General features: G+C 59.4%; 18 protein-coding genes, 2 pseudogenes and 1 riboswitch. Of the genes and pseudogenes, 14 read left to right on the top strand and 6 right to left on the bottom strand.

From position 1 onward, the window contains the following. From EN885_RS30005 to EN885_RS29985, 5 genes and pseudogenes are all read right to left on the bottom strand, one after another. The gene (locus EN885_RS30005; protein WP_095487011.1) at positions 1 to 897 is read right to left on the bottom strand and encodes a branched-chain amino acid ABC transporter permease; all 897 of its coding nucleotides are present in this window, start codon (positions 895 to 897) and stop codon (positions 1 to 3) included. Continuing rightward, positions 897 to 1,799, bottom strand: a complete 903-nt coding sequence (locus tag EN885_RS30000; RefSeq protein ID WP_127203775.1) for an ABC transporter ATP-binding protein — start codon at positions 1,797 to 1,799, stop codon at positions 897 to 899. The genes EN885_RS30005 and EN885_RS30000 overlap by 1 nt, the downstream gene beginning before the upstream one ends. 55 nt (positions 1,800 to 1,854) lie before the next feature. After that, a complete protein-coding gene (gene sfnG / locus EN885_RS29995) occupies positions 1,855 to 2,955 on the bottom strand; it encodes a dimethylsulfone monooxygenase SfnG (protein ID WP_095487007.1) in 1,101 nt (366 codons plus the stop codon). Positions 2,956 to 2,980: 25 nt separating this feature from the next. Beyond that, the gene (gene msuE / locus EN885_RS29990; protein ID WP_095487005.1) at positions 2,981 to 3,550 is read right to left on the bottom strand and encodes an FMN reductase; all 570 of its coding nucleotides are present in this window, start codon (positions 3,548 to 3,550) and stop codon (positions 2,981 to 2,983) included. 561 nt (positions 3,551 to 4,111) lie between these two features. Then, positions 4,112 to 4,716 (bottom strand): annotated as a pseudogene (locus EN885_RS29985) (SMC-Scp complex subunit ScpB). Between the two features lie 3,056 nt (positions 4,717 to 7,772). Here EN885_RS29985 and EN885_RS29970 point away from each other — a divergent pair. The 11 genes and pseudogenes from EN885_RS29970 (at position 7,773) to EN885_RS29920 (ending at position 19,804) form a co-directional block, all read left to right on the top strand. Continuing rightward, on the top strand, positions 7,773 to 7,973 hold the full coding sequence (locus EN885_RS29970; RefSeq protein WP_245493169.1) for a hypothetical protein: 201 nt from the start codon (positions 7,773 to 7,775) through the stop codon (positions 7,971 to 7,973). A gap of 190 nt (positions 7,974 to 8,163) precedes the next feature. After that, the gene (locus tag EN885_RS29965; RefSeq protein WP_128243894.1) at positions 8,164 to 8,373 is read left to right on the top strand and encodes a hypothetical protein; all 210 of its coding nucleotides are present in this window, start codon (positions 8,164 to 8,166) and stop codon (positions 8,371 to 8,373) included. A 290-nt stretch (positions 8,374 to 8,663) separates the two neighbouring features. Then, positions 8,664 to 8,921: pseudogene (locus tag EN885_RS29960) on the top strand (aspartate 1-decarboxylase); the annotation flags it as partial. Between the two features lie 117 nt (positions 8,922 to 9,038). Continuing rightward, positions 9,039 to 9,155: riboswitch (TPP riboswitch) on the top strand. Positions 9,156 to 9,258: 103 nt separating this feature from the next. Next, positions 9,259 to 11,094 (top strand): phosphomethylpyrimidine synthase ThiC, encoded by a 1,836-nt coding sequence (thiC, locus tag EN885_RS29955; protein ID WP_128335243.1) that lies wholly within the window; start codon positions 9,259 to 9,261, stop codon positions 11,092 to 11,094. Beyond that, positions 11,091 to 12,092 (top strand): glycine oxidase ThiO, encoded by a 1,002-nt coding sequence (thiO, locus tag EN885_RS29950; protein ID WP_128243892.1) that lies wholly within the window; start codon positions 11,091 to 11,093, stop codon positions 12,090 to 12,092. The genes thiC and thiO overlap by 4 nt, the downstream gene beginning before the upstream one ends. After that, positions 12,061 to 12,258, top strand: a complete 198-nt coding sequence (thiS, locus tag EN885_RS29945; protein ID WP_126104944.1) for a sulfur carrier protein ThiS — start codon at positions 12,061 to 12,063, stop codon at positions 12,256 to 12,258. Before thiO ends, thiS begins: the two co-directional genes overlap by 32 nt. Before the next feature lies 1 nt (position 12,259). After that, positions 12,260 to 13,033, top strand: coding sequence for a thiazole synthase (locus EN885_RS29940; RefSeq protein ID WP_128243891.1), 774 nt, complete (start codon positions 12,260 to 12,262; stop codon positions 13,031 to 13,033). Continuing rightward, positions 13,030 to 13,635, top strand: coding sequence for a thiamine phosphate synthase (locus EN885_RS29935; RefSeq protein ID WP_128243890.1), 606 nt, complete (start codon positions 13,030 to 13,032; stop codon positions 13,633 to 13,635). Before EN885_RS29940 ends, EN885_RS29935 begins: the two co-directional genes overlap by 4 nt. Then, on the top strand, positions 13,626 to 14,441 hold the full coding sequence (locus tag EN885_RS29930; protein WP_128243898.1) for a hydroxymethylpyrimidine/phosphomethylpyrimidine kinase: 816 nt from the start codon (positions 13,626 to 13,628) through the stop codon (positions 14,439 to 14,441). The genes EN885_RS29935 and EN885_RS29930 overlap by 10 nt, the downstream gene beginning before the upstream one ends. Positions 14,442 to 14,980: 539 nt before the next feature. Further along, on the top strand, positions 14,981 to 19,003 hold the full coding sequence (locus EN885_RS29925) for a hypothetical protein (RefSeq protein WP_128243889.1): 4,023 nt from the start codon (positions 14,981 to 14,983) through the stop codon (positions 19,001 to 19,003). 477 nt (positions 19,004 to 19,480) lie between these two features. Further along, positions 19,481 to 19,804 carry an XRE family transcriptional regulator gene (locus EN885_RS29920; protein ID WP_128243888.1) on the top strand — a complete coding sequence of 108 codons (324 nt, stop codon included), beginning with the start codon at positions 19,481 to 19,483 and terminating at the stop codon, positions 19,802 to 19,804. Positions 19,805 to 19,827: 23 nt separating this feature from the next. On the opposite strand, the gene EN885_RS29915 is transcribed toward EN885_RS29920, so the two are convergent. Further along, positions 19,828 to 20,214, bottom strand: a complete 387-nt coding sequence (locus EN885_RS29915) for a type II toxin-antitoxin system RelE/ParE family toxin (protein WP_128243887.1) — start codon at positions 20,212 to 20,214, stop codon at positions 19,828 to 19,830. Positions 20,215 to 20,360: 146 nt separating this feature from the next. Here EN885_RS29915 and EN885_RS33720 point away from each other — a divergent pair, with 146 nt between their 5' ends. The 3 genes from EN885_RS33720 (at position 20,361) to EN885_RS29900 (ending at position 22,081) form a co-directional block, all read left to right on the top strand. Then, positions 20,361 to 20,630 carry a hypothetical protein gene (locus EN885_RS33720; RefSeq protein WP_164897943.1) on the top strand — a complete coding sequence of 90 codons (270 nt, stop codon included), beginning with the start codon at positions 20,361 to 20,363 and terminating at the stop codon, positions 20,628 to 20,630. A gap of 165 nt (positions 20,631 to 20,795) precedes the next feature. Continuing rightward, positions 20,796 to 21,134: a hypothetical protein gene (locus EN885_RS29905; protein ID WP_128243886.1), complete on the top strand. Its 339-nt coding sequence runs from the start codon at positions 20,796 to 20,798 to the stop codon at positions 21,132 to 21,134. Between the two features lie 182 nt (positions 21,135 to 21,316). Next, the gene (locus EN885_RS29900; protein WP_128243885.1) at positions 21,317 to 22,081 is read left to right on the top strand and encodes a sigma-70 family RNA polymerase sigma factor; all 765 of its coding nucleotides are present in this window, start codon (positions 21,317 to 21,319) and stop codon (positions 22,079 to 22,081) included. Positions 22,082 to 22,084 lie beyond the last annotated feature (3 nt).

Here is a 22,084-nt window from a genome sequence, read left to right as displayed (position 1 = left end):
TCAGACCCTTTCGACGGTTTTCTGGCCAAACAGGCCGGAGGGGCGCACCAAAAGCACCACCAGCGCCAGCGCATAGGCGAACCAGCCCTCGATGCCGCCGCCGACGAACGGGCCGAGATAGACCTCGGCCAGCTTCTCGCTGGCGCCGATGATGAGGCCGCCAACGATGGCGCCGAGGATGGAATCGAAGCCGCCAAGCACCAGCACCGGCAGCGCCTTCAGCACGATCAGCGACAGCGAGAACTGGACGCCGAGACGCGCGCCCCACAACAGCCCGGCGACCAGCGCGACGAAGCCGGCCGCCGTCCACACGGTGCCCCAGATGCGAGGCAGCCGCAGCCCGACGGCGAGGGCCGCGAACTGATCGTCGGCGACGGCGCGAAACGCAAGGCCGATCCGCGTCCAATAGAAGAAGGCGCTGAGGCCTGCGACCATGGCGGCGGCGATCGCCGCCGCCAGCAGGTCGAAGGACGAGATCAGTACGCCGCCGACCTCGAAGGGGGTGTCGTCGATGCCGAGGTCGAGCCCGTGCACCTGCGTGCCCCAGATAAGCTGGGCGGCACCTTCGATGATGTAGGAGAGGCCCAGCGTCGCCATGAACAGCGTCATCGGCGAGCGGTTGACCAGCGGCCTGAGCACGGTCCGCTCGATGGTGAAGCCGAGCGCGACCATGACCGCGAAGGTGATGAGCAGCGAAAGCGCGAAAGGGACGCGGCGTTCGACCAGGCTGACGAAAGTGAGTGCTGCAAACAGCACCATCGAGCCTTGCGCGAAGTTCAGCACGCCCGAGGTCTTGTAGATCAGCACGAATCCGATGGCGACGAGCGAGTACATGACGCCCGACAGCAGGCCTCCGACCAGCACCTCGATGACGAAGAGGAAATCATAGTAGCTCATCAGATGCCCTCGCCGTCTTCGCCCTCGGCGGTGCCGAGATAGGCCCGGATCACCGCAGGATCGGCGCGCACCTCGGCCGGCGTGCCGTCGGCGATCTTGCGGCCGTAGTCGAGCACGGCGACGCGGTCGGAGAGGCCCATGACAACGCCGATGTCGTGCTCGATCAGGATGATGGTGACGCCGTGCCGGTCGCGCGCGGCGCGCACGAAGCCGGCCATCTCGGCCTTCTCGGTCGCCGTCATGCCGGCCATCGGCTCGTCGAGCAGCAGCAGCTTCGGCTCGGCGACCAGCGCGCGCGCCAGCTCGACCCGCTTCTGCAGGCCGTAAGGCAAGGTGGCGACGAGGCGGTCGGCGACGCTTTCGAGATGCAGGAAGGCGACTATCTGATCGGTCTTTTCGGCGATCATGGCATCCTCGCGCCGGGCGCGTGGCAGGCCTGCAATGTGTTCGACAAAACTGGCGTGCCTGGTGTGGACGCGGCCGGACGCGATGTTGTCACGCACCGAAAGCCCGCCGAACAGCGCCAGGTTTTGGAAGGTTCGTGCAACGCCCAGTCGCGCCAGACGGTTCGCCGGCACCCGGGCAAATGGCTGTCCGTCGATCGTGATCGTGCCGTGGTCGGCGTGGTAGAGGCCGCTGATGATGTTGATCAGCGAGGATTTGCCGGCGCCGTTGGGGCCGATCACCGCGCGGATCTCGCCGCTCTTGACCTCAAGGTCGACATCGCTCAATGCCGTGACGCCGCCAAAGGAAATACCGATCCCATTCAGCGTCAGGATCGCATCAGCCTTTGCCGACAGGCGCGCCCGGCGCGTGTCCTCCACGGGGCCAACACCAGCAAGAATGCGGGAAATTTCGGGCGCGCGCTCGTATGCGGCGGCTCCCAGCGAAGCACCAATCATGAAACGTCCCTGTTTTTGAAGGAGAGCTGGCGGCGGCCCGAAGGCCGCGCCTGACCTATTCCGCGGCGACAAGCTCCCTGTCGCGAGCTGCTTCCAGTTCGCGCACCAATGGGATGACGCGCTTGCCGAAGAACTCGACCTCTTCCTGGAAATGCAGGAAGCCGAGCAGGATCAGGTCGGCGCCGGCATCCTTGAGCTTCAGGATGCGTTCGGCGATCTGTTCAGGCGTGCCGATGAGATTGCTGCGGAAGCCGTCATTGTATTGCACGAGATCCTCGAAGGAGGATTTCGCCCAATTGCCTTCGCCTTCCGGCGAGGCCTTGCCGGCATTCTTGACCTGATCGGCAAAGCCCTGCACCGCCTCCGGATTCGCCTTGGCGATGATCTCGTCGAGCACGGCGCGCGCTTCCTGCTCGCTCTCGCGGGCGATGGCGAAAGCGTTGACGCCGATCCTAACCTTGTGGCCGTTGGCTTTCGCCTTGGTGCGGATGTCGTCGACCTGCTTCCGGATCTCCTCCGGGGTATTGCCGTTGGTGAAATACCAATCGGAGACACGAGACGCCATGTCGCGAGCGGCTCGCGACGAGCCGCCTTGGAATATCTCGGGCAAGGGCTCGATCGGCTTCGGCTTCATGGAATAGTTGGTGAAGCGGTAGAAATCGCCCTTCAGCGTGAAACTGTCTTCCGTCCAGATGCCGCGCAACGCTCGGATAAATTCCTCCGACCGGCGATAGCGCTCGTCATGATCGAGCCAGAGTTCGCCAATCGCGGCGAACTCGCCTCGGAACCAGCCGCTGACGACATTGACGGAGACGCGGCCATTGGTCAGGTGGTTGATGGTAGCGATCTGCTTGGCCGCCAGCGCAGGGTTCCACGGGCCGGGCAGGATCGCTGCGATAACCTTCAGCGTTGTGGTCGCGGCAAGCAAGGCATGGCTGAACGAGACTGATTCGTGCTGGTTGTCGGCCCCATAGCCGGCCGTGAAACGGATCTGGCTCAGCGCATAGTCGAACCCGTTGGCCTCGGCAATCTGGGCGAGCTTGCGGTTGTAGTCGATATCCCAACCTGTCCGCTGCTCAATGTTGGAGATCACCAGGCCGCCGGAAACATTCGGGACCCAGTAGGCGAATTTGATGGCGTCGGAATGCGAACTCATGTCGTCGTTTCCCCTGTTGATTGGCTCAGCCGACGCGGGTGGCGACGGCAGCATTTGCGTGACTGGAGTTGAGCAAGGAGACCGCGTCGGTGGCAGCCCTTGCAATGCGCTCGATGATGGCTGCGCCGACGATTTCGCCATCGACGAAATCGTCGGGCGCGCCGTAGACGCCCGTAGGGACGGTGACAGCGCCAAAAAAGCCGAACAATGGCCGGAGCTGATGTTCGAGGACCAGGCCATGGTATGGGCTCCCGCCGGTCGCGGCGAGAAGCACGGTCTTGCCCGTCAACGCGCGATAATCGACCAGGTCGAACAGGTGCTTGAGGGCGCCAGTGTAGGAAGCCCTATAGACAGGCGTTCCGACCACGAGCAAATCGGCCTTCTCGACACGCTGGATAATCGCTTCTCCAGATGCGCCAAGTGCGCCGCGGGATAGTCCGGCGAAAAGTGAGGGTGCCGCCTCCGTGATCTCGATCAGACCGGTGTCTGCAGGCACGCGCAACGCGACCGCCTTGACCAGCGCATTGACCACCGCCGTGGTACGGGACGGGTTGCTTACGCCGCCCGATATTCCGAGAACCGATAATCGTGCCAAGTCATCAATCTCCCACACTTTGCATGCGCGCTAGGCCGCACCAAACCAGATCAAACGATATTCTATTAAATCTGTAGAGCTAAGGTACTTTGTTCCGATGTTTTGACGTCAATGGGAAAAACGGCGCTGTTACCCACATGGCAAAGGGGTGGAATCTTTAACGATCGGCTAAAACCCACAGTTACGACAATCAAGCTGCCGGTACCCATCGCGGTCCGTCTCTCATAAATAACTGCAGATATCGTGGAGCTTGAGACTTTAATCGCAGATCCAAAGTGACGCCGCAGAGGCAGCTCGACCGCAGATGAGACCAAAGAAGTGACTTCGCGCCAAGCCAGAGAGCACCTGAGCACAGTAATAACTGACTGACGTACACGTCTCCTTCGCCTACCGTTTTCCAAGGACGCCAAGCTCGCAACTTGAGGCGCTTGCTACCGAAGGGTGTCGCTTCATTGTTTGATTAGACCCGCTTCTCTTTATGCGTACCGAAGATCCCGACGTTCGGCGGAGATTTGAACAGCATCACGCGCCGGCGGTCGGCTGCTGCGCGGCAGCGAGCAGCTAATCCTCGATCTCGACGTCGGCGTTGTAGTGATGGGAGGAAAAGCCGGGCACTATGGCGCCCTCCAGCAGCTTCCCCTTCGACAGAAGTCCAGCATCCTCGAGCGCCTCGAAATCCGGCAGGTCGCGCAGCGTGTCGAGCCCGAACTCCACCAGGAACTCTTTTGTCGTCACGTCGGTGTAGGGCGCGCCTGGGGTCGGGCTGCGTGGACCGGAGGCGATGAGCTTCGCACCACGCAGATGGCCGACCAGGTCGCGGCTGATCTCCTTGCCGAAGAATGGCGATAGCTCTCCACGGGTGATCGGTTGGAAATAGGCGATGCACATCAACACCAGCACGTCCGACTGGGTCAGGTCTACACCACGCACGCTGTCTCCTACGGCCTTGCCAAATGCACTGCGGATGGCGTCGGCATAGGCCGGGGCGGGTCAGGTGTTTCCAGCCGCCGGCGACGGAGACCAAATCATAGGGGCCGGCCGCGCAACTCTTCGCGGATATCGTCGATTAGCAGATCGATGCTGCAGTTCTTGCCGACGATCCGCGCCAGCGTCGCACGGCCAACGGGCTCGCTGGCTGCAAAGATCGTCGCCTCGACGCGCTGCATCCTTTCGCGCCACCGCGCCTCCGGCGGCAGATGATCCAGCTCCCGATCAAACAGCTGGTCAGCTGATCGACGGTCGTAACCCGACCAAACCCACCACTAACGTGTATGCAGCGTCCTGCGCACATATTTTACTTACGCGTAGTGGCGCGGCGTCGGAGGCCGACTGCTAGGAAGCGGTCGAGCATTGCATTCACCTGGTCAGCCACTTCGATGGTGTTGAAATGGCCAGCTAACAACGTCTTGGCCAGGATGAGCTGCGAACAACGAGCCTTTAGCCAGTCGAGATCCCGGGTAGCGTTCACTAACGGCACAGTATCAATCGGTCCTGAGTCTCGGCAAAATAGGAACCGACTGATGCTGAAACACGATGGTCTGTAAGAGGCACCAAGTGGGGATAAATGTCGACTTGGCCCGGTGCAGAAGCATCGGCGGAATGACGTGGATGCGTAAAGCCAGTCGGCAAGATGCCGACGCGGCCGAAGGTGAACTTGAAGGATCTAAATGTCTGAGCAGGATCGGACCGCCAGTATCAAAGCGGCGATCAGACAACGCGCCTATTTGCCACCATAGCCTCCAATTCGTCAACGAGACCGGAGGCGGCCATTTCATCTTTCATGGCACCGCCCAAGCGTCGGGCCGCATCCCGGGCGCGACCAAAACAAGGGCACGAATTGCGACTCTGGCAATGGCCTGTCTACCTGCAACCCCCGACTTCGGCGCCTTGCGACCGGTAATCAGGAGAATCGAAAAAACAGCCAATACGGCAAACAGGGCGGACGACCGCCCATGGGTTAGTTCCATCAGAAACCCGACTAGTCCTCCTTCGCCGGGGTCGGGACCGAGATGGGCGGCACACATCCCGAAGACAGCCAGGCCCCGAGCGAGGTCGATGCCGACCAGCCGATCTACCACCGACCCATGGCTCGCGCCGGCCATCGGGGAGTTCTCGGCTGGCGGTGCCTGTGCTATGCTGGGCTCCTTCCTTGGTTATGTCGATCGCGGGGTCCGCGACAGGAGAGCCGGTCGGCTGCTGCCGTCGTCTCACCCTCAAGGGTGCAAATCTCGTTCCAATCTGACGGATCGAGCCGGCGACAGAAGTTTATGCTTGCTGTTCAGCTCTTTAGCCGACGGCAAACAACACATCGGCTTACCAAGCCTGTGGCGCGGACCTGACAAACCCCACACAGCGTGTCGCGGGGCCGCCATCTTGAGGCAATGGCGGTGAACCGGCGAGATGCCAATCAGCGTGAGCGTACCTGGTATGTGGCCTGCATACGGGTGCGAGATATTCTGATTGTCCCACACACCCTCAGGCGTCAAAAGACTCCTGGTTCAGCTCTATCGATCTGCGTCAGTATGAAATTCCCGAGCTGGAGCTTCGTCCTTTGCGCGTCGGGAAACGCAGCCGCTGGCCTCCCGGCCGAACGAGCAGTCTTCCGACATGTTTGCCGCCGAACAGCGGTGCATTGAGGAAAGTGCCCCACCGGTCGTCTGGCGCCGGCCCAGTTGGCACGACGCTGATCGGCTGGGCGACCCTCTCGATGGGGTCGTGACCTCAGAGAGCCACGTTGAGCATCCGGAGGTGGTCGGTGCCGGAGCGCGTCGGGGCGTCATCCTTCAGAAGCTGATGGAGGAGCTTGTCACGGGCGAGCTCGCGGGAGAGACTGGACGCAAGCGCGTCCCGCGCGCGCGAACTGCTCGATCAACTGATCTCAGACGACGACGATTCTCGGCCAGATTCCAAAGAGAGGCCGCGGCGGCGCTTCGCGGGCTCGCGTTACCACAGATCGCAGAACTGTGATCTCGCCTTGTGCCCGAGATCGCAATCTGAGCTCGCGACGAAGCATATCGCCGGACGGGCCGATGCCTTCGCGATCATCAAAGGACGGGTCGACGCCGCGATCAATTGGAAATCGGACGTGAATCCCACGCCTACGTCCGCGAGGCGCATGTGCAGCAATTGCGCGATTACCTTTCTGCGACGGGCGCCGAACGCGGAGCGAGCGGCGAGGTCACCTGGATCCAACGGCGGACGCATTGGGCGCTCGCGATCAATAGTATCCTCAGGATCGATTGCAGCGCTTCCGAAGTGAGTACCGCCAATTAAAAGTCGGTTGCCTTTTTCCACCGCCGCCTCACACATCGTGTTGGAGCTGAAGAGCTACCTGCAAATCCTCGCAGCGGGCGCGGCCACATCCCTGATTTTACAAATTAACACGTCTTGATTTTTAGAAAATGCCACGTGCGATGATGGCGCCGCCAAAAAACAATGTCACGCGAGATGATCATGCCTGAGGTAAATGGTCCGCCAAAGTTTGGAACGGTATACCGGTTGAATGATGGATACACCAGGCCGGATAAGGGCTTCGGGTTCCGGACGACGAAACTAATCGACGGATACGCGCTGCGCTTGAGGGAAGCTGCATGCGCGTTACGGTTATCACCATCCAGGGATGCCGGACATGATCTTGAATAGTGACATTGCAGGCCAAAGAGCGGCCGAGGAGCTAGCAGAGGGCCTGAAATCGCAGGGCAAGCAGCAATACGAAGACAGGTCGAGGGAACGCGAACGAGATATGTCTCGTTAGGTCGCACGTTGCAGCAAGGGTGCCGTCGGAAGGCAATCCGCCGTGTCCTGAACGAGGTAACCTGCACTTTTCGAGAATTGCCACGGCGGTACCCTATTTTCGGCTGTGAAGCACACGAGACCCGCGACGTGAGACCCAGTTGCTCAATGCCCAGTTGCTCAATGAGCTTTCTTACGAATAAGGGAGAATTTCCGCGGCCGGACTCTCTCTGAGTGGGCGTGCATGACTGCCAACGGAAGGTCTTGCACGCACCCTTGCGATCTTGAGCAATGGTCGCCATGACTTTCTTCTTGCAGGCTTTTGAGTGGCCCAGCCTGCGATCACCAGACCCCACCGACTCTAAAGAGCGTGGCAGACGGGATAGTCGAGGTTGCCCGGGCACAACCACGCTCAAGGCTTGCGCCGCCCAGAGGACACGCTGAAAAGGCAGCATGGGGGCGCGAGCTCGCCATTCACGAGAGATTCGACATGAAGACCATGCAAGAAAAAGACATTCCGGCATTCGTGCAATCAGTTGTGGACGCCGGCTGCAACATTTGCGCGATTGGCAACTTGGGATACGTCTTTGGCGATGCTGATTTGACGCCGGCGCAACGGAGGGCCGTCGAGCACAGCTGCGTAGGATTGCTGAAATCTACGGCGAACGCGATCATCTCATGGACGAGATAGCTGTATATCTGCGGTCGATCGGACGCCATGTCGAGGTTGAGCCGAAGACAGGTGTTTCCTGATGGCCGCGATCGCGTTCCGTAGTCGCCATTTCTATTGGGTAACGAGAAGCCGTCTTCCAACCTCTGAATCAAAAAGGAGGTGACCCCCAAAGGCCGCTCTCGAGACCGCAAGTCTGAGCCGCTGACGCATGGCGATAACCAGACTGTCCGAACTGGGCGGCGATATTCTTCGCGTCGATGCCTTCCTCGACCAGGCCGCGGTAGGCGGCGATCTCATCTACCGCATGCATAGCCAAGCCAGGGAAGTTTTCGGCAGCGGAATTCTCGGTCGCTTCCTCTTTGATGACTGGAGGGCGCGGCCGATCCGGCCGCCGACGACCCCGCAGGGATTGCCATGAGGCGGACCAATACTCGGATAATGGCGGCCGGATATGTAGCGATCGATCGCCGCACCAACATATCAATGCAATAGCTTAGTTGCTTTCAAAGGCGGTCGTACAAACTGCAAGCAAGCTAAACGATTTCGTCAACTCTTCCTCGCAGAGCGAAAACTCCGCGGCCCATGCGATTTCTCTGCTGGAACAGCGGCACATCCTCAGCGCCAGGACACGGCCGCCGCCGTCGGGTTTTACGAAGCCGGTGATTGCATAAGTTGCCCGCAAGATGTCATTGGTATCGGGAACGCCGCCGATGCTGCATCCTGAATCGAGCGGCCGCCCGCACCTGCCAGCCCGACGACCAGATCATTATCTGCAAGTCCATCTACCTGGACGAGGTGCAAATCACCTCGCTGAAGCCGCGAATCGTCACCTTCGACCAGGATAACCACATCCGTGACCGCCTGAGCTACTCGGTCGATCTCGACGCACATGGCCGATACAGTTTCTCCATCCTTCACGAAGCGAAAGAGGCTTTGGCCATTCCAGCCCTGGTCTCCGGGGCGTGACTTGTCCCCGATGCATGCGCGAGCTCTCCGCCCGGTTTTGACAGGCCGCCGGTCATCGCCACCGGCCGAAGGCGCCCGAATGCGCTTGACAAGATAGCGTCGGCCCGTCCAACCTGACGCATTCACCAGGGGAGTCCCGGCAAGGGGCTGAGATACTGCTTGCTTTCGCGGCGCAGTGACCCGTTGAACCTGATCCAGTTCATACTGGCGTAGGGACGGTGCAAGCGCTTTGCGGGAGTTTATGCCCGAGGTCCTGTTTCGGCAGGTCGACAGAAGCGTCTTTTCATCCTTCCGGCACAGAACTGGGTCTCCAATGCATGAGCAAAGGAGCCTCACGATGAATGCCCTCCCCCCCGCCGTGTCGACGGGACCACTGCCCGCCTCACGCAAGGTCCACAAATCCGGCATCCTCCACCCGCAGATCAAGGTGCCGGTGCGCGAAATCTCCGTCCATCCGACAGCGGGCGAGCCGCCCGTCACCGTCTACGATCCGTCCGGCCCCTATACCGACCCGGCTGTCGAAACCAGCATTGAAAACGGTCTTGCCCGGCTTCGCCACGAATGGATCACCGCGCGCGGCGATGTCGAGGCCTATGACGGGCGCCACGTGCGGCCGGAGGACAACGGATTTGTGACCGGTGAGCGCCTGACGCCGGAATTTCCCATTCGCAGCCGGCCACTCAGGGCCAAGGCAGGCAAGGCGGTGACCCAACTTGCCTATGCGCGCGCCGGCATCATCACCCCCGAAATGGAGTTCGTCGCCATCCGCGAGAACCTCGGCCGTCAGATGTCGCGCGGCAAGCTGCAGCGCGACGGCGAAGCCTTAGGCGCGGCCATCCCCGATTTCGTCACGCCGGAGTTCGTGCGCGATGAGGTGGCACGCGGACGCGCGATCATTCCCGCCAACATCAATCATCCCGAGAGCGAACCGATGATAATCGGCCGCAATTTCCTGGTGAAGATCAACGCCAATATCGGTAACTCGGCGGTCACCTCCTCGATGGCCGAAGAGGTCGAAAAGATGGTCTGGGCGATCCGCTGGGGCGCCGATACGGTGATGGACCTGTCGACCGGCCGCAACATCCACAACATCCGCGACTGGATCGTGCGCAATGCGCCGGTGCCGATCGGCACGGTGCCGCTCTATCAGGCGCTGGAGAAGGTGGGCGGCATCGCCGAGGATCTGAGCTGGGAGGTCTATCGAGACACGCTGATCGAGCAGGCCGAACAAGGCGTCGACTACTTCACCATCCATGCCGGTGTGCGGCTGCATTACATCCCGCTGACCGTCGACCGGGTCACGGGCATTGTCTCGCGCGGCGGCTCAATCATGGCCAAATGGTGCCTGCACCATCACCGCGAAAGCTTCCTTTACGAGCACTTCGCCGAAATCTGCGACATCTGCCGGGCCTATGACGTGTCCTTTTCGCTCGGCGACGGTCTTCGTCCCGGCTCGATCGCCGACGCCAATGACGCAGCACAATTCGCCGAGCTGGAAACGCTTGGCGAGCTGACGCAGATCGCCTGGGCGAAGGATTGCCAGGTAATGATCGAAGGCCCCGGCCACGTGCCGATGCACAAGATCAAGGAGAACATGGAAAAGCAGCTCGCCGTCTGCGGCGAGGCGCCCTTCTACACGCTTGGACCGCTGACGACCGACATCGCCCCGGGCTATGACCACATCACCTCGGGCATCGGCGCCGCCATGATCGGCTGGTTTGGCACCGCCATGCTCTGCTACGTCACGCCGAAGGAGCATCTCGGCCTTCCCGATCGCAACGACGTCAAGATTGGCGTGATCACCTACAAGATCGCCGCCCATGCAGCCGACCTGGCGAAGGGCCATCCGGCCGCGAAAGTCAGGGATGATGCCCTTTCCCGCGCGCGCTTCGAGTTCCGCTGGGAGGACCAGTTCAACCTGTCGCTCGACCCCGAAACCGCGCGCTCCTTCCACGACCAGACCTTGCCCAAGCAGGCGCACAAGATGGCACATTTCTGCTCGATGTGCGGGCCGAAATTCTGCTCCATGCGTATTTCTCACGACATCCGCGCCGAGGCACAGAAAGAGGGCATGGCGGCAATGGCGGCGAAATATCGCGATGGCGGCGATCTCTACCTGCCGGTAGACGAGACCGGCGTACGGGTCATGCCAGAGGCGCCGGAAGCGTCATGAGGGTGCTGGTCAAAGGGGCCGGCGTCGCCGGCCTCACCGCGGCCTTCGAACTCACCGCCCGCGGCGCGACGGTCACAGTCGCCGAGATCCGGCATGGCCTTGGCGGCAATGCATCGTGGTTCGCGGGCGGCATGCTGGCGCCATGGTGCGAGTGTGAAAGCGCCGAGCAGCCAGTGCTGGATCTCGGACGCGATGCCGCCGGCTGGTGGGATGCAGTTCTGTCCGGCCAGTTGACACAGGCCGGAACGCTGGTTGTTGCTGCACCGCGGAATGCGGGCGAGCTTGACCGGTTCGCCAGCCGCACGTCCGGCCATCGGCGTGTCGATGAAGACGAGATTGCACTCCTGGAACCCGATCTCGCCGGCCGCTTCCGGCGCGGACTGTTCTTCCCCGATGAGGCTCATCTCGACCCGCGCCAGGCGATGGCGGCACTTCATGACAAGCTTGCAGCCATGGGTGTCGAATTCCACTTCGGCACCGACGCCCGGCATGTTTCCGGCTTCGATCGTCAGATCGATTGCACGGGGATGGCGGCAGAAGACGACGGGCTGCGCGGCGTTCGCGGCGAGATGCTGATCCTGCGCACGCCGGACATTTCGCTCTCACGCCCGGTCCGGCTGCTTCATCCGCGCTTTCCGCTCTACGTGGTGCCGCGTACCGATCACCGTTTCATGGTTGGCGGGACGATGATCGAAAGCCAGTCCACAGGACCGGTCACGGCGCGATCGATGATGGAGCTGCTGGGTGCCGCCTATGCCCTCTATCCGGCCTTGAGCGAGGCCGAGATCGTTGAAACCGGTGTCGGCGTCCGTCCGGCCTTTCCCGACAACCTGCCGCGCGTCGAAACGAACGGCGAGATCATAGCAATCAACGGGCTCTATCGTCACGGCTTTCTCCTCGCCCCCGCCATGGCGCGCCAGGCTGCCGACCTGGTTTTCAGTCAAAACAGAACCAAGGAGCTTGCCCATGAAACTAATGGTCAACGGCGAAGCGCATGAGGTTGCCGCCACCACGCTGGCGGAGCTACTTGCCGCGCTCGACTATGAGGGCGATTGGCTGGCAACGGCCGTCAACAGCGACCTCGTGCACAAGGCCAACCGGGCGGAGTTCCGATTGAGCGACGGTGACCGGATCGAAATCCTCTCGCCCATGCAGGGAGGCTAGCATGTTCGATCTTCTCGGGACGACACTTCCCTCCCGCCTGCTTCTCGGCACGGCTCAGTATCCTTCGCCGGCCATCCTTGCCGACGCGATCACGGCGTCAGGCACGTCGGCAGTGACCGTCTCCTTGCGACGTGAGATGGCAGGCGGTAGGGCCGGCGAAAAATTCTGGTCGCTGATCCGCTCGCTTGGCACGAGAGTCCTTCCCAACACGGCAGGCTGCCACTCCGTCAAGGAAGCGGTCACAACCGCGAAAATGGCGCGCGAAGTGTTTGGGACGAGCTGGATCAAGCTCGAAGTGATCGGCAACCACGACACTCTACAACCGGACGTGTTCGGCCTGGTTGAAGCCGCCCGCATTCTTTCCGAGGACGGCTTTTCGGTATTCCCCTATACCACCGACGACCTTGTTGCCGCCGAGCGGCTGCTTGCGGCGGGCTGCAAGGTCTTGATGCCGTGGTGCGCACCAATCGGTTCCGCCATCGGGCCGATCAACATCATGGCGCTACGCTCGATGCGCAGACATTTCCCTGGCGTCCCGCTGATCGTGGATGCCGGGCTCGGACGGCCGTCGCACGCGGCGACCGTCATGGAACTGGGCTTTGACGCCGTGCTCCTGAACACGGCGGTCGCCAAGGCGGCCGATCCGGTCGGCATGGCGCGTGCTTTCGGCAAGGCGGTCGAGGCCGGTCGTGCGGCTTTCGGCTCGGGAATGCTCGAACCGCGCGACGTCGCCGAGCCATCGACGCCGACATTGGGGAGTGCGGCTTTTTCATGAAGCTCGATCCCTTCTACCTGATCGTCGACAGCGCTGCCTGGATCGAGCGGTTGGCGCCGCTCGGCGTCAAGCTGGTTCAGCTTCGCATCAAAACCATGGATGAAACCGGGCTGCGCGCGGAGATCCGCAAGTCGAAGGCCTTGTGTGTCCAATACAAAAGCCAGCTCATCGTCAACGATCATTGGCGCCTGGCAATCGAGGAGGGCTGCGATTTCGTGCATCTCGGCCAGGAGGATCTGCAAACCGCCGACCTCTCGAGGATACGGTCAGCCGGTGTCAGGCTCGGGTTGAGCACGCATGATCATGTCGAGCTGGAAACGGCCATGTTTGCTGAGCCCGACTATGTCGCGCTCGGTCCGATCTATCCCACCGTCTTGAAGAAGATGAAGTGGGCGCCACAAGGGCTAGAGCGGATCAGCGAGTGGAACCGGCGAGTGACGCCGATCCCATTGGTCGCCATCGGCGGCCTCAACCCCGACCGCCTCGACGGCGTCTTTGAGGCCGGAGCCAACAGCGCGGCAGTGGTCACCGACATCACGTTGAGCTCCGACCCCGAAGCGCGCACGCGAGAATGGATCGAAAAGACGGACCGATGGCGATGAGACGAGAACCGCATGTGCTTGTCGTTGGCGGATCAGATTCCAGCGGGGGTGCTGGAATAGCACGCGACATCGAGACGATCTCTGGCATTGGCGTGCGCACCTGTCTGGCCGTCACAGCGCTAACGGTGCAAACGCACGACGCCGTGATCGAAATCCATCATTCGCCACCCGGCCTGGTGGCCAATCAGATGTGCGCCGCGCTGCAGGCCAACGACGTGGCCACAATCAAGATCGGCATGCTGGCGACTGCCAAGATCATTGTTGCCGTTGCCGCAGTGCTGCGCAAATACCCGCATGTCTCCGCAGTACTCGACCCTGTGCTGGCCTCCACCTCAGGCCGCGCACTTCTGGAAGCAGGCGCTATCGCTGCCATGAAGCGCGATCTGATGCCGCTTTGCTGCATTGTCACGCCCAACCTCCCTGAACTGGCGCTCCTTATTGGTTCCGAACTGGCATCGGATGAGGACGGAGCGCTCCAACAAGGAAAAAGACTGCTGGCCGCCGGCGCTCAAGCCCTGCTGATCAAGGGTGGGCATGCGTCGGGACCTCAATCGACCGATATTCTGTTGCGCTCCGATCACCAACCAATGCGCTTCGACACACCGCGCCTTGCAACATCGATGCGCGGCACAGGTTGCATGCTGGCCAGCGCGATTGCGGCGCATCTGGCGAAGGCGAAGCCGCTCGAAGACAGCGTGCGCGAAGGCAAGCTGTTCGTGTTCGAGAAGCTTCAGAAATGCCGGCTGAATAAGCACAACGTTCTGCGTCCAGCCAAGCAGACCCATTTTCCAGAATTTTTCCCGTAGCGAGACTAAAGAAGGGGCTACTACTTCTCTATGCCATCCTTACAACGCTGTGTTCCACACTGCCCTTTTATGCGACTTTCGAAGCACAAAGCATGAACGTTGTTGCGCAGTAGCATCTATTTCCTACTCTCCATCTAGCCAGCTTTACGCCAATGCACGCCTTCGAAACTACGCCTCTTGACCCAATAAGCGCTGGTGATCGCCCTCGCGAAAGGATACCGCGTTCCTTGTGGTCGCTAAATGTGAAAACAGGTTCGTAGAACCCTTGCGAAAGCAGTCGATACGTTGCACCTGAAAACTGGGTCGGCTAACACATCGCTGCGCACCTTGCGCTGCATCGGCTGTTCAGAGCACGCAAGTTTGTTCCGGAAAACTGGTACGCTGATCTATGGTGGAGTAGGGGCGACGCGCGGTCACTCAGCCACTTTACCGGGCACTTCAATCCGCCATATAGCGGCGGGCTCGATCAACCAGCTTCCAGCAAACCGGCTTGGTTCAGTGCGATCATGTCGTGATGCGTACATACAGGCGATCGTAGGATGAAACAGGAGACCGGAGGCACGCCACTCCCTGCGCAGCGTTCTTCATCGGGCGCCAGGGCTGCCCTTGCTGGCTTCGACTATCAGTTGGACGTCTCAATCCTCGTTGCACTCGATTTGCTTCTCATTCGGAAGTCGGCATCCCAAATCATCCTTGAACCCGAGAATGACGAGGATATCGAAGCCGTTCTAAACTCAGAACGTACAGATACTACTGAAACTCATAGCCGGATGTGCGGCTACTCCCTAATCGTTCAAGTAAAACGGAGGACCGGCGAGCCTTGGAGCGTCGCTGATTTTCAGGCGCTGCTTAAACATGGCAAGGCGCGTAAAGCGGCGCGGGAACAACTGGAGAACCCACTCAATCGCTACCTCCTCGTCACAACGGCCGCAGTCCGCGGCGCTCTTCTCAATTTGCGGGTAGAAGACTTCGAGGAGTGGCCGGAGCAGGGACGTATGTCTCAGGACCTTCGGCAGAATCTTCCAAACGGGGCGGACGGCCGCGTCGCCATCTGGGCAGGCGCTACGGACTATGTGATTGGACAAAAGATCCAGACACTACTGGGCTTCCTCCATGTTCCTCACGATCGATTGCCAGAATGTCGGGCAAGGCTCAGGCAAGAAGCCGGCAGGCGTATGCGCGGCCTTGGCCCATGCGCATGGTCACGCGATGACATTGAGGTACTCATCCGTTCTTGTGGAGGATTTCTAGCAAGCTCTGCCCGGCTGGAGCACTATGTGCGCCCGGCAAATTGGGGCGAGTTGTACGCTAAGCTCCAGTCGGCTAACGCGCTCCTGATCAAGGGACCTTCGGGTGCGGGAAAGACGCTGGCCGCACTCGCACTCTGCGAGGAGGCGCGCAAGGATCAACCGCACCTTGCCATTGTGTCCCTTTCCGACAATCCCGCGCAGTTGAGACCGCAGCAGAGTGGTCCTACGCTGTTCTATGTCGATGATCCATGGGGTCAATCCAGGCTCAAACAGGGACATGAGCCTTGGACTGTCCAACTGCCGCGCATTTTCCGAGAGGCTCGGCCAGATTGCCGCTATATCGTCACCAGTCGCACCGATATGCTTGCATTGGGCAAGGCTGAAGACGAGTTGGAGCATTGGTCTGTCACACTCGACGCGGCTAGCTACGAGGACGGACAACTCGCGAAAATTTACGACCGACGGATTGATTTTTTGCCCGCTCAACTTCAGGCACAAGGCTTATCCTTTCGCTCGCATGTTCTGAAGAACCTCACGACCCCGCTTGAGATCGATCGCTTCTTCGGCGAACTTTCCAAGGGGCCTGAGCCGGATGAGAATGATGGCGCGCTCCTGCATCGGGCGATCGCCCTCGCACATCGGGAAGCCATTCAAGGGGTCGTGGTGCAGGACTTGGTCCAGGACACGATCGGTTGGGCTGCTGTGCTATGGGCATTGTTGCGGGCGCGATCAAAGGTCGATCACTCCACGTTGACAATTCTGCAGCGCAAGATGCGCCAGCAGGACGAACGATACAGTGCAGGTCTGACACCGCTGGCCAACTTCCTGGTAGCCGCACGCCATCTCCGGCAACCTCAAGACAGTATTAGTTTTTCCCATCCGTCTGTGCGCGACGGATTCGAGGCGTTTCTGCAAAACGATCCAGCGTGTTCCGCAGCAACCATTGAGGCTCTTATCGACGGCTTAACCCGCATCCAAGGCGATCGGAAAGACTGGGCCATTGAAACCGCTGCGCAGGTTGCCAGGTTGGGACTGGAAGAATTCTCTGATCATTTCGAATGTCCACCAGCTGCCCAAGCTATCCTGGACCAGTGGTTGACTGCAGGTCTTCTCGACCCGGCATCGCAGTTTTCGGAGCTGCTATCGCTCGCCTCAACCGTGGCCAGCGTGGACTGCCAACCTGGCAACCTAGCGCGTTGGTTTACGACAGGTTTTCAAGTCGGGGGGCAGGTGTTTAATGACGAATGGGCTTCGCCGTCCTTCGACGAGAAATGGAAAGCCGCTGTCCGCGACAATCCGTACAGCCATGCCATATGCGCCCGGTTCGTACGAACGGTTCTGGCACAGACAAATGACAATTATGGTGCGGACTTTGCGACCCGAATTTCTGAACTTGGCGGAAACCTGACGGACGCCTTTCTCGATGCTGCGATGCAAGTGGCAAGCGGAGGCTACTATCACAATGCTTCGACAATCGTGGCGGCCTCCTTGGTTGACCGTCCCCGATATGAAAAAGTACTTGCAGCGGCTTTAGGAACTCTAAGGGTCGGGCCCGAACAGCGAGCTGAACTCGATGCCCTTTCGGAAAGAATTCAAAACGGCGAGCTCGATGCAGCGGCCGAAGATTGGTACTCTGATCCGGGAGATGGTCATCTTGGTCCCGAAGAGATGGTCACGGCATATGTCGATACGATCCGTGCCGATGGCGATTGGGAAGCGCTTTCCCATCACGCTCTGCTAAAGGATCTGCTTCCCTATTGGTGTAATGCGATCCACGCTTCGCCTGGTTCGGCCTCGCTAGATGAAGTCGAAGCAGTGGTCCAACGCGGGACTCACCTTGGCTGCGAAGCTCGAGCTTGGCGACTGGCGGCAACGCGATGGGACAATCGATTCTTACGGCAACTCACCGAGCGAATCCTTGCCCAAGACGACGATGCTGAGGTGCGAAGCGCCCTTGGCTTTTGCCTTGCAAATGCCGCATCCGAATCGATTTCGGAGATCCTGTCGATTCCAAGTTTGACGACGCAACAGCGCGTCGTCATCACTTTCGACCTTTGGAGCGTTGCGAAAGACAGTACCATCGCCGATCACGTGAAGGCGCAACTGCCTTTCGCCGAGCGGAAAATTTTCGGATTGCTGAAGAGAGAGGGCGAACTATGGGAACCCGCGACTGGTGCGGCGCTGACGCTTTTGTCCGATACTATCCCGTCAGCCTCGCCGGCCCTGCTCAACCAAATTGCGCGTATAGAGTTAGCAAGCGGCGAACCACCCGATATAGCTCTCAAGAGAGCCCTTGAGCTATCAATTACGCCGGTTGACGCCGTTGATGCTGTTTCGCTGGCAGTCCATGCTGAGAAGGGGGACCTCGTCCGATTTGCCCTGGACCAGCGTGTTGCTGATGCGCGCCAACTCGCCCTAGAGACACTCGGTGCGCGTGAGTCAACGCCTTTCGGCCCGTCTCTTCTCGCGTTAGTCGATGACAAGGGAAGCCGCGTCAGGCGTGCCTTGGTAGGGCTTCTCTCAGAACGCCAACATCCCAGACATTACGATGTTCTACTCAAGATTTGTCGCGACAGCTGGTCCAACACGGAACCATTTCATGATGAACCGCCATCTTATCCGATCGCAAGAGAGGCAATCGATGCGATCGGAAGTTACGATCAGCTCGACGATGAAACTTGCACCCAACTGATCGATATTGGCTCAACGAGCACCGACCGTCTTTTGAGAGTCCGAGCGTTTACAGTCGTTTCAAACAAAGGGACTGCTGGGGCGCGGCGAGCACTTTGGGCAGTTTCGGAGTCACGTCCGTTTGACTGGCGGAATGTGGACGCCATTGATGCCTTGGCTGGTTCCCCCTTTGTTGAGCCAGATATCGTTTCGTCCGTCGGGCTAGCCGACCTTCTACGCCAACCAGCGCCTATCGCAGCGTCAAAGTCCGTGCTGGTTGCTGCACACGCAGATATTGAGGTAGCGGGCGCCACGTTCGATAAGATCGCGCATTCCGATAGCAGCTTGCCACTCTTGTTACTAGGTTGCGTGTTGCTTGCCCGTCGTGACCGTTTCCTGGCCAACCGATTGCTCGACCTCCTACCAGAAGGCCATGTTGCGAGGGGTATTCTCGATATCTCACATCAAAATTTGCTTCCGTCTGGTTGCATCGACGATCTCGGCCATATCCTGGTTCGTCAAGAAGTCCTTCATTGGCTTGGCCGCGGTATCACTACCGAGAACCGAAAAACGCGCCGAAGCTCGGTGGCGCGGCGGCGTTTCGCAGCATGGTGGGAAGTGGGGAGCGGCGCTGTCGTTTAACGACTGTTCACCCCGAGGCAAACTTCTAAGTGAATCCACGCTGCCGAACGACATGCCTTCATTGGATTCCAGCGAGCACGCCGTGCTGATCGGCGCCAATATCCCACCCAGTCGCTTAGGTAGCTTGGAAGGCGCAAAGATCGAAGCCGTAGCGAGGATAGAACCGCTCGACTTTTCGTCTGCACTTCCCCCCGTGTCGCGTCTGAAGATGAACCGTTTCTATCTCATACCACGCGCAATGCGCCGCTCGCCTTTATATGATTATGCAGCCAAAGGTAGTGCGCAGATTCGAACCGTCAGATCGGGCGACGACTTGGCCCTGACAGGGCGAAGACGCCGGCGTCACGCCAGTTGATGGTGGACGGGGAGCTTCCCGCGTCCTTCACCAGGCCGGGCGGCCTGGGGGTGGAACTTGACGGCTTCCCCATTTTGACCTATTTACAGAATTCTGTAATTTTAAAATTTGGAATTATCGCTATGACACAGCTCGAATACGACAACATTTTCGACGCTATCGCGGACGATCCGATGGAAGCTGCGGATTTGACGTTGCGGTCGGATCTCGTCAACACGCTCGTCGCTATCTTCAAGGAGCGCGGATGGAAGAACTCCCATATCGGCGCAGCGCTTAACATCCCCCAGTCACGAGTTAGCGAACTTGTGCGTGGTAAGATCGCCGTGCTCTCGGTCCAGAAGCTTTTTGGATATCTGGCAGTGCTCGGGTATCGCTTCAGGCCGGCGCTGGACGGTAGCCATCATGTGGTCTGCCGCGTCGAAGAAAGACAAAGAGAGGCCGCGTAACGGCCTCTCTTTGGTCTCGTCTCCTATTTCTTGGTAGACGTTTTGTCTTTCGCCGCCTTGGCTTCGGCTTGGATTATATCCCGAACCTGGGCCATCATCTCCTTATAGCGGGAGAGTGCGGTATCCATTTCCTTTCGATCAGCCTTTTCGCTGGTCTTCGTAAAGGAATGGAGGATGTAAACCGTGTCGAGGTGCTTTGCGCAGTAGAGGGCTCGGTACGCCGGCGAGCCGTTTTCTCGTAGTTCGATAACGCCCTTCCATTCACCCTTGAGAACCTTGAAGTCGTCGAGTGGGTCGTCGCCCTCTTGAACTCTCCGGATTTCGCCTGAAAAATTGATTCTAATATCTTTTGGAAGGTCCATGAAAGCGCGCTTGGCGCCTTCGTTTACAAACTTAAATTTCTTGGACATCTAATTTCGGATTCCTCATTGCTTGTATCTCTCTCTTTCTCCCACTCACCGGTGGGGCTGGGTCACAGCCTGTCGCAAAACGCAAACAGAGCTACGAGCAATAATATATATTATTGCTCGCCAAGAGTCAATACAACAATAGAGGAATGTCCTATTATTCGACCATACACGCGACGAAAAAAGGTGTCAAGCAAAATTTTAAAATAATTCGGGTCGCCGAAAATCCGCTTAAAGCTTGTTTGCAGACTCCGGTGACGGTCGGCTTCGGCACGTACCACCAAGTGCCGCCCATCAGTCGGTTGAGATTGGTCAGCGAATCCGTCCTCGTCCAACAGAACGAATTTTTGGATGCCGACATGCGCCAGCTGCTGAGCAACGTGCGAGTTACCTCCGCCGAGGCCACCAGGCCGAAGTAACCATCATGCGAATGCCTCGGGGCTAAAACACTTCTCCTGATAGTCGTAACAGGATCGTGCCCGACCGCATCGCTAGGAGTTGATGCTTGTCCGCATAATATTGCGATCTTGTGCAAGTATCGAAGACGACAAGCGGGGGGCATACAGACTCTTGGGGCGCCAAAATTGGGCCTTGATACACTGGCAGCGGATCGCGGGGTAGCCGTGTCGTTCAGCGGGCCGCGCCAGTCGAAAAATAGCGCCAAGATTTCACCGGCCAGTGTGAGGACGCGCGTCGACATCGACGCATCTCCTGGCAGCCTCGTCGGCGTCTACCCTCACAGAGCGCAGGTCCGGTCTGCGCCATCAGAATTCGTGGTGCTCATCCTGACCCATAGCAAGCAGCTGACCGGACCGTGGCCCTATTTTTGGTTCAAAAACAATCTCCGCCTGTTATTCGGCGCTATAGTTTTGAAATATTCCGTGGAAAATATTGATCCGGCGAAACGAGTGCATTTTGAATAACTTCATTTCGTGAAAATTGGCTGCAAGGTCGAATCGTTTCAGACAGCCTGTTTCTGGGCCTGCATCACCGAAGATGGCAGGCCTTGGCGGAACTCAAGTTGGCCGGGGCGGAAACGTGGGTTTGAAAAAGTGAAAATTCCTCTTTCCGCTTTTTCATTCGTCGTTAGATCAAAGAGTACCAGATGACTGGATTGCCAAGGGAGAGCCCGGTGAAGCCACTGGCGGGATCGAACAAACAAGGCGAGCGCTACGTCCGGCCGGACGCGGTGGCCGCCGAGATAGAGGCGGTCCTTGAATGGCCGCTGCCAAAGGCGTTCGCTTTGGCTGCGGCGGGCAAGCTGCGGCCTCAGACGCTTGTCTACCTGATGCGAAACTGCAAGCCGAACCGACCTACTGCGCAATATGATGCCCTGATCGTTGCGTTCTTCTCAAGGCTGCAGCGGGCCGGCGCTCCAATGACAAGGGAAATGTCGAACCTGGACAGGGAGCGCGTGGACGATCTGGTCAAGGACAAGGCATTGAAGTTGATAGAAACCGACCGCCTCGACATCTTCGAGATGAGTTTCAAGCTCGGTGCGGAGCGGCTTTATCTGACTGCAAAGGCCGCCGTTCGGCTTCGCACGAATACCGAGGTCTCGCGCGAGGACCTGATCGAACCGGGCTCCGACCTGACCGGCGAGGAGGCTGCGGATTCGCTGAGCCTGGCCAAAGGTGGGTCGATGCCTTTGGCGGAAGCCAAGGCTATGTTGAACCAGATCTACCAGTTGCTCACCGAAAAAGAGCGCTTGGCCATATTCTACGTTCATCAGGCTGGCCTGACCGAGAAGGAAGCAGGCGAGCAGATGGGCTGCACGGACCGCAACGTCCGATACTTGATCAAGAGCGCGAGCCGGAAGGCCCGGGCGAGCGAGGAGAGCGCGCCACGCCAAAGGCGCGGGAAAGAGTGAGGC

The organism is Mesorhizobium sp. M6A.T.Cr.TU.014.01.1.1 (assembly GCF_004022765.1).
Taxonomy (GTDB): Bacteria; Pseudomonadota; Alphaproteobacteria; order Rhizobiales; family Rhizobiaceae; genus Mesorhizobium; species Mesorhizobium mediterraneum.
The sequence above is the reverse complement of the archived record's forward strand: the minus strand, read 5'-3'. Positions and strand labels throughout refer to the sequence as shown.

Bases quoted from the DNA above. Each gene is read 5' to 3' on its own strand.
- EN885_RS30005 (WP_095487011.1), bottom strand. From the start codon at position 897: ATGAGCTACTATGATTTCCTCTTCGTCATCGAGGTGCTGGTCGGAGGC.
- EN885_RS30000 (WP_127203775.1), bottom strand. From the start codon at position 1,799: ATGATTGGTGCTTCGCTGGGAGCCGCCGCATACGAGCGCGCGCCCGAA.
- sfnG (WP_095487007.1), bottom strand. From the start codon at position 2,955: ATGAGTTCGCATTCCGACGCCATCAAATTCGCCTACTGGGTCCCGAAT.
- EN885_RS29970 (WP_245493169.1), top strand. From the start codon at position 7,773: ATGAAGACCATGCAAGAAAAAGACATTCCGGCATTCGTGCAATCAGTT.
- EN885_RS29965 (WP_128243894.1), top strand. From the start codon at position 8,164: ATGGCGATAACCAGACTGTCCGAACTGGGCGGCGATATTCTTCGCGTC.
- thiC (WP_128335243.1), top strand. From the start codon at position 9,259: ATGAATGCCCTCCCCCCCGCCGTGTCGACGGGACCACTGCCCGCCTCA.
- thiO (WP_128243892.1), top strand. From the start codon at position 11,091: ATGAGGGTGCTGGTCAAAGGGGCCGGCGTCGCCGGCCTCACCGCGGCC.
- thiS (WP_126104944.1), top strand. From the start codon at position 12,061: ATGAAACTAATGGTCAACGGCGAAGCGCATGAGGTTGCCGCCACCACG.
- EN885_RS29940 (WP_128243891.1), top strand. From the start codon at position 12,260: ATGTTCGATCTTCTCGGGACGACACTTCCCTCCCGCCTGCTTCTCGGC.
- EN885_RS29935 (WP_128243890.1), top strand. From the start codon at position 13,030: ATGAAGCTCGATCCCTTCTACCTGATCGTCGACAGCGCTGCCTGGATC.
- EN885_RS29930 (WP_128243898.1), top strand. From the start codon at position 13,626: ATGGCGATGAGACGAGAACCGCATGTGCTTGTCGTTGGCGGATCAGAT.
- EN885_RS29925 (WP_128243889.1), top strand. From the start codon at position 14,981: ATGAAACAGGAGACCGGAGGCACGCCACTCCCTGCGCAGCGTTCTTCA.
- EN885_RS29920 (WP_128243888.1), top strand. From the start codon at position 19,481: ATGACACAGCTCGAATACGACAACATTTTCGACGCTATCGCGGACGAT.
- EN885_RS29915 (WP_128243887.1), bottom strand. From the start codon at position 20,214: ATGTCCAAGAAATTTAAGTTTGTAAACGAAGGCGCCAAGCGCGCTTTC.
- EN885_RS33720 (WP_164897943.1), top strand. From the start codon at position 20,361: ATGTCCTATTATTCGACCATACACGCGACGAAAAAAGGTGTCAAGCAA.
- EN885_RS29900 (WP_128243885.1), top strand. From the start codon at position 21,317: ATGACTGGATTGCCAAGGGAGAGCCCGGTGAAGCCACTGGCGGGATCG.